A 5780-nucleotide genomic window follows, 5' to 3' on the forward strand; every position below is an offset into this window, starting at 1 on the left:
GATAAAAAGGAAAATGGACTGCTGATGCCTGATAGCGCTGACAAGGCCAAGTCAATGAAAAGAGTGTTTTATCATTGTGGGTCTCATGCTAATTATAGTCGCAGAGTTGAGGGCAAGATTGCAGATATTAAAGATGTCTATGAAGCTACATCTGCTGATAATCCTCTAGCTGGAGCGCAGGCTCGTACTGCAATTGCAGCATTGCAGTCTGAAATGAGATTGGAGTTATCTGTTTTAGGACCTGTGCAGATGCGGCTTAATTAATGTTCGAGGTGTGAATGAAATTTTATGTGATGTCTGAAAAAAAAGAGCGTGGATGCCCTGTAGGTCTGTCGAACTCGGCGCTTTATGATAAGTTTTATCCTGATATTAAAAAAGTTAAGCATGGCTATTTTCCTTGGTATAGTGAGTCTAGAAGAGCTGCTTCACGCACGCCCTTTCCTCAGGGGATGGTATTGATTTCAAAAGAAAAGCTTTTTGATTTTGATATTCGTAGTGATTCAAATTTTTTTTACATTGCCAGTGAAGAGTTTTTATCATTATGCAAAGATTTTGGACTTGGTGTCGTCGATCAGGCTAAGATTGAGGTTGTGTCGCAGTCTGGCAAAAGCATTTCCTCTAAATGCTATAGCGCGGTTTTGTTTGAAGAGCTTGATGTCGTTTCTAATACCGATGAGTCGTCGTCTTTTTATGTAAGGTCCGGTCTTATAGGTGGCTTCGAGAGGTTGGTTTTGCCCGCTGGGTGGTGTAAAGATATTTTTAAATACAAATGGCTTGTAGGGGGGAGTGATACATTTATATGCTCGGAAGCATTCAAGGACGCCGCGGTATATCTGAAGGGAATAGAGTATATTCCTCTTGAGGAAGTGGAATGGTCTAAAGTTTCTCGTATTTAAACTGCTTTTGCATTTGGGGTGGTTAGTTATGAAAGACATCATCCGCCTAGGAGACGCCACCTCTCACGGAGGCGTAGTCCTCGAAGCCTTTTCTCAAACCAATCTCAACGGCAAACCCATTGCCGGGGTTGGGCACAAGGTCAGTTGTCCGCTGTGCAAAGGCATTTTTCCCATCGCTGAGGGAAGTAGCACTTACACGGTGGATGGAACCCCCATTGCCCTGAACGGTATGAAAACCGCTTGTGGGGCTAGCCTGATTGCCAGTGGGCCGAAAGGGGCTGTGGTCAGCTAACGGCTTCACCCTGGCCAGGGAAAGTAGCCCGGCCCAGCACGAAAGCGGCACCGGCCGCACCGTGCACTACCTGTACGAACCGGGCAGCTTCATCCCCGTGGTCCAGGCCTTGCGCCAAAGCCCGATCCAGCTGCTCGACCTGCCGGACTACAGCGGCCCGTACGACTTCGACGACGACCCGCTGTGGCACCACAAACCCGAGGTCCAACCCTTCGACGCCCTGGCCTGGTACCAGTGCGACCATCTGGGCACACCACAGGAACTCACCGACCAGCACGGCGAAATTGCCTGGAGCGCGCAGTACAAGGCGTGGGGTGAGATCAAGGAACAGCGCTCGACCTCAGCGCAACAACTCGGCCTGACCAACCCGATCCGCTTCCAGGGTCAGTACCACGACCACGAGACGGGGCTGCACTACAACCGGTATCGGTACTATGATCCGAGGGTGGGGCGGTTTGTCAGTAAGGATCCGATTGGGTATGCGGGGGGGACTAACCTTTATGGGTATGCGCCGAATCCTTTGGAATGGATTGACCCTCTAGGGCTTACAAAATTCGGTAGTGGAAAAGGGACTCATACAGCTGAAATCACAGTGCATGATGTTAGTGGGGAACAGACTGTCGTTTGTACTTTGCACAGTGGAAACATGACTCCAGAGGAAAAAGCACTTGGTTTTCCCAGAAGCTCACTTGCAACCCATACTGAGGCGAGAGCGGTTAAGCAGATTCCACTGGCTCCTGGGGATGTGATGGTCATCAACGGACAATACCCTCCTTGTCCATCATGCAAAGGAAAAATGAATAATGCTGTAGCTGCTTCAGGAGCAAATATTCAATATACTTGGCCTGAAAACGGCGAAATCAAAACCTGGAATGCCAAGCCAAAAGGTAGTGGAAAAAAATAATGAATATTAAGTTTTCGGCAAATTACTATGATTCCTCTTTGGAGGATGGCGTTTTGACAGTTGGGTTTGCAGATAATGAGGATGAACCACAGGATTTTCTGATTTTACAGCGCGCTGAAGAGGCTGATGACCAAGATGAAGAGCTTGATCAAGATACCTACTATATTGAAATAGGTGGCGCAGGTCTTGCGGGGTATGGTGGTGTAGAGGAGGTTGTCATTAGTGAAGATAAACTGGTTTTTTCTTTTTTGGGGGGCGGCGGTAGTTGGTGTGAAGCTGTGAAAGTTGTTGAGGTTGTAATCACCTCAATACTAAATGGGCGAGATGAAATTGAAAGTGCTTTTCTTGCAATATTTGTTGGTACACCCACAAAGGTTTCTCGATTGTAGTTTTATGGGGAGTGAGTGATGAAAGACATCATCCGTCTAGGCGACTCCACCTCCCACGGAGGCGTAGTTCTCGAAGCCTTTTCCCAAACCAACCTCAACGGCAAACCCATTGCCGGGGTTGGGCACAAGGTCAGTTGCCCGCTCTGCAAAGGCATTTTTCCCATCGCTGAAGGCAGCAGCACATATACGGTGGATGGAACCCCCATCGCCCTGAACGGCATGAAAACCGCGTGTGGGGCAAGCCTGATTGCCAGTGGGCCGAAAGGGGCTGTGGTCAGCTAACGCTTCACCCTGTATGGCTGGGACGGCGACACCCTGGCCTGGGAAAGCAGCCCGGCGCAGCACGAAAGCGGCACCGGCCGCACCGTGCACTACCTGTACGAACCGGGCAGCTTCATCCCCGTGGCCCAGGCCTTGCGTCAAAGCCCGATCCAGCTGCTCGACCTGCCGGACTACAGCGGCCCGTACGACTTCGACGACGACCCGCTGTGGCACCACACACCTGAGGTCCAGCCCTTCGACGCCCTGGCCTGGTACCAGTGCGACCACCTGGGCACGCCCCAGGAACTCACCGACCAGCACGGCGAGATCGCCTGGAGTGCGCAGTACAAGGCATGGGGCGAGATCAAGGAACAGCGCTCGACCTCAGCGCAGCAGCTTGGCCTGACCAACCCGATCCGCTTCCAGGGTCAGTATCACGACCACGAGACGGGGCTGCACTACAACCGGTATCGGTACTATGATCCGAGGGTGGGGCGGTTTGTCAGCAAGGATCCGATTGGTTATGTGGGCGGCCTGAATCTTTATGTCTATGCGCCCAACCCGGTTAGCTGGGCTGATCCATGGGGGCTGAATAGGATTAAAAACGCAGTGGATGGAGACCGTCGTCATCAGGACTTCAACGACGAGATTCGCCCAAAGCACCCAACGGCGACCATTCAATGTGAGTGTTACCTTAGAGATGCCAAAGGCAAATCGGTAAAAGATCCTGTAACAGGCGAGCGGCGCCGAATCGACACCGCTGTGATTGAGGAGGGGAAAGCGCAGACCTATGAAGTTACGAGTCACAATGCCGATAAACGCGAGCAAATCGCGAAAGAAGCACGAATACGTGCTAATGGCGGCACCTTTATTAAGGTTCGTTCAACAGGTGAGTTGGTACCTGTTACCGGAATTTCCAAGGTTGAAAGGAGGGACTGAATGAGCAAGGACTATGCAGTTTGGGATATTGATCAGATTCTTGATGCCTATGTAGATGAGCCTGAGTTCAGAAACAACGTGGAGGTTGGATTGACATGTCTCTTCGTTTTTTTGGAAAAAAATGATCTTCTCGTTTGTCGAGTAACCAACTCAGGTGGAGAGTTGGTTAAGAGGGTAATTATGGACAGTGAAATAACCGAGGAGGGTAAACTTCTCACTCATGGTCGCAAGAACCCTGTTCAACGATGGCTAGGCTCTAAAGCTGGGCAGAAAAATCCGCCTGACATGAAGATGCTTGAGAAAGCCTTAGCAGAAGTCCGGGCAGCTAGTTGATAGGGAAGACATCTAAAATACCTAAAAACGTGAAAAATATAGAATGGTCTTTTGATGCACTGAAAGTGCTGATAAGGCCATGCTGAACAAGGCGTGAGGGGAGGTTGAGACACTTTGCTCAGTAACGAGGCCTGACCAACCCGATCCGCTTCCAGGGTCAGTACCATGACCACGAGACGGGGCTGCACTACAACCGCTATCGGTACTATGATCCGAGGGTGGGGCGGTTTGTCAGCAAGGATCCGATCAGTTATGCGGGTGGGACTAACCTGTATGCGTATGCGCCGAATCCGGTTGAATGGGTTGACCGGTTAGGTCTCAGTCCACGCTGTCGATATGATTCAAATATGAATCCATTAGAAAAAATGGCTCACAGCATACATGGAGAATCTCTAAAACCTGGTGGATCGCCTCGGGCATTCAATAGTGAAACAATAGCTGTAGCTGTTCTGGCTAGCCCTAACGGCGAGACTCAGACTGTGGCTGCATCCAGCCGTGGAAGAATGACAGGGGCGCAGAGAGCAAAAGCGGGGGTTCTGGGGGTTACACCTATTTCAGTGCCTAATGTTTCAGGTCCAGAGGGGCATGCTGAGGTTAATATCATTAATCGATATGCAGCGCAAAATGATTTGAAAGTTGTTGATATTGCAGCAAGTCGACCTATATGTTGTTCTTGTGAAGGGGCGATTATGAATCATGGTGCAAACCCTGTTTCGCCTGTTAAACGTAAGAAATAGTGGAGATTCAAATGAATAACTCTGAGAGAATCGCTTTTTTTGTACTGCTGAGATCATTCGATAGGTTCGGTGGTTTGCTTAGGGTGATGAAGGTTGATCTTTCTGCCGAGATTACATTTCTTTTAGATGATCTTTGGGTATGCCTTGCTTCAGGCTCAAAAAAAATAAATTTTAAATCTGCTATTAAAGCTATAGATGCGGCTGTTGTGGATGAGCAGGATGCAAGTACTGAAGAGATTTATAGGAATTTATATATGTATGCGCTTTCGGACTTTTTGATGTTTTTTTCTGAGGGGGAGGAAAGTTTGAGTGCGGCAGAGAGCTCTGTTGTTGAAGCTTATGATTATATTGCAGCTCAAAATTTCTTGCTCAATGAAAAAGGTGGAAAAGCTGTGGCTTTGAGTGAGGGCGATGAAGAAAAGATTAAAAACGATCCTCTTTATGTGAGAGAACTTGATGCTTTGCGTGTGGATAGGGAGTTTGCTGGTAATATTGATCAGTGGGAAAGGGTGTTGGAATTTCGATAAATTTATGTGTTAGATACGTTTTGGTATGTGCTGTTAATGCCACCAAGTAATTGTCAATAGGTGTGCTTGAATGAAAGATATCATCCGTCTAGGCGACTCCACCTCTCACGGAGGCGTAGTCCTCGAAGCCTTTTCCCAAACCAATCTCAACGGCAAACCCATTGCCGGGGTTGGGCACAAGGTCAGTTGCCCGCTCTGCAAAGGCATTTTTCCCATCGCAGAGGGAAGCAGCACTTACACGGTGGATGGAACCCCCATTGCCCTGAACGGTATGAAAACCGCTTGTGGGGCGAGCCTGATTGCCAGTGGGCCGAAAGGGGCTGTGGTCAGCTAACGGCTTCACCCTGGCCTGGGAAAGCAGCCCGGCACCGCACGAAAGCGGCACCGGCCGCACCGTGCATTACCTCTACGAACCGGGCAGCTTCATCCCCGTGGCCCAGGCCCTTCGCCAGAGCCCGATCCAGCTGCTCGACCTGCCGGACTACAGCGGCCCGTACGACTT

10 protein-coding genes and 3 pseudogenes are annotated in these 5780 nt (G+C 49.8%); all 13 read left to right on the plus strand.

From position 1 onward, the window contains the following. Positions 1-264 (plus strand): hypothetical protein (locus tag ACIPY9_RS24415; RefSeq protein ID WP_400707772.1); only part of this gene is annotated, 264 nt, incomplete at its 5' end. A gap of 14 nt (positions 265-278) precedes the next feature. Beyond that, positions 279-896 carry an Imm43 family immunity protein gene (locus tag ACIPY9_RS24420; protein ID WP_400707774.1) on the plus strand — a complete coding sequence of 206 codons (618 nt, stop codon included), beginning with the start codon at positions 279-281 and terminating at the stop codon, positions 894-896. A 28-nt stretch (positions 897-924) separates the two neighbouring features. After that, positions 925-1188 carry a PAAR domain-containing protein gene (locus ACIPY9_RS24425; protein ID WP_400707776.1) on the plus strand — a complete coding sequence of 88 codons (264 nt, stop codon included), beginning with the start codon at positions 925-927 and terminating at the stop codon, positions 1186-1188. A gap of 1 nt (position 1189) precedes the next feature. Then, positions 1190-2092 (plus strand): annotated as a pseudogene (locus ACIPY9_RS24430) (RHS repeat-associated core domain-containing protein); the annotation flags it as partial. Beyond that, positions 2092-2481, plus strand: a complete 390-nt coding sequence (locus ACIPY9_RS24435; RefSeq protein ID WP_400707778.1) for an Imm10 family immunity protein — start codon at positions 2092-2094, stop codon at positions 2479-2481. The pseudogene ACIPY9_RS24430 and the gene ACIPY9_RS24435, both read left to right, overlap by 1 nt. An 18-nt stretch (positions 2482-2499) precedes the next feature. Beyond that, the gene (locus tag ACIPY9_RS24440; RefSeq protein WP_400704292.1) at positions 2500-2763 is read left to right on the plus strand and encodes a PAAR domain-containing protein; all 264 of its coding nucleotides are present in this window, start codon (positions 2500-2502) and stop codon (positions 2761-2763) included. Between the two features lie 3 nt (positions 2764-2766). Continuing rightward, positions 2767-3339 (plus strand): annotated as a pseudogene (locus ACIPY9_RS24445) (RHS repeat-associated core domain-containing protein); the annotation flags it as partial. Positions 3340-3681: 342 nt separating this feature from the next. Then, complete coding sequence (locus tag ACIPY9_RS24450; RefSeq protein ID WP_400707781.1) at positions 3682-4014, plus strand: hypothetical protein; 333 nt, start codon at positions 3682-3684, stop codon at positions 4012-4014. A 128-nt stretch (positions 4015-4142) separates the two neighbouring features. Further along, positions 4143-4341 (plus strand): annotated as a pseudogene (locus ACIPY9_RS24455) (RHS repeat-associated core domain-containing protein); the annotation flags it as partial. Positions 4342-4361: 20 nt separating this feature from the next. Then, positions 4362-4751 (plus strand): hypothetical protein, encoded by a 390-nt coding sequence (locus tag ACIPY9_RS24460; RefSeq protein WP_400707783.1) that lies wholly within the window; start codon positions 4362-4364, stop codon positions 4749-4751. Between the two features lie 11 nt (positions 4752-4762). Continuing rightward, on the plus strand, positions 4763-5278 hold the full coding sequence (locus ACIPY9_RS24465; protein ID WP_400707786.1) for a hypothetical protein: 516 nt from the start codon (positions 4763-4765) through the stop codon (positions 5276-5278). A 70-nt stretch (positions 5279-5348) separates the two neighbouring features. Then, positions 5349-5612, plus strand: a complete 264-nt coding sequence (locus tag ACIPY9_RS24470) for a PAAR domain-containing protein (RefSeq protein WP_400704292.1) — start codon at positions 5349-5351, stop codon at positions 5610-5612. After that, positions 5584-5780 (plus strand): hypothetical protein (locus tag ACIPY9_RS24475; RefSeq protein ID WP_400707789.1); only part of this gene is annotated, 197 nt, incomplete at its 3' end. The genes ACIPY9_RS24470 and ACIPY9_RS24475, both read left to right, overlap by 29 nt.

This window comes from Pseudomonas sp. NPDC089734, assembly GCF_044748865.1.
Taxonomy (GTDB): domain Bacteria; phylum Pseudomonadota; class Gammaproteobacteria; order Pseudomonadales; family Pseudomonadaceae; genus Aquipseudomonas.

What these genes read in the sequence shown, in the direction of transcription:
- ACIPY9_RS24420 (WP_400707774.1), top strand. Translation starts at nt 279, where the DNA reads ATGAAATTTTATGTGATGTCTGAAAAAAAAGAGCGTGGATGCCCTGTA.
- ACIPY9_RS24425 (WP_400707776.1), top strand. Translation starts at nt 925, where the DNA reads ATGAAAGACATCATCCGCCTAGGAGACGCCACCTCTCACGGAGGCGTA.
- ACIPY9_RS24435 (WP_400707778.1), top strand. Translation starts at nt 2,092, where the DNA reads ATGAATATTAAGTTTTCGGCAAATTACTATGATTCCTCTTTGGAGGAT.
- ACIPY9_RS24440 (WP_400704292.1), top strand. Translation starts at nt 2,500, where the DNA reads ATGAAAGACATCATCCGTCTAGGCGACTCCACCTCCCACGGAGGCGTA.
- ACIPY9_RS24450 (WP_400707781.1), top strand. Translation starts at nt 3,682, where the DNA reads ATGAGCAAGGACTATGCAGTTTGGGATATTGATCAGATTCTTGATGCC.
- ACIPY9_RS24460 (WP_400707783.1), top strand. Translation starts at nt 4,362, where the DNA reads ATGAATCCATTAGAAAAAATGGCTCACAGCATACATGGAGAATCTCTA.
- ACIPY9_RS24465 (WP_400707786.1), top strand. Translation starts at nt 4,763, where the DNA reads ATGAATAACTCTGAGAGAATCGCTTTTTTTGTACTGCTGAGATCATTC.
- ACIPY9_RS24470 (WP_400704292.1), top strand. Translation starts at nt 5,349, where the DNA reads ATGAAAGATATCATCCGTCTAGGCGACTCCACCTCTCACGGAGGCGTA.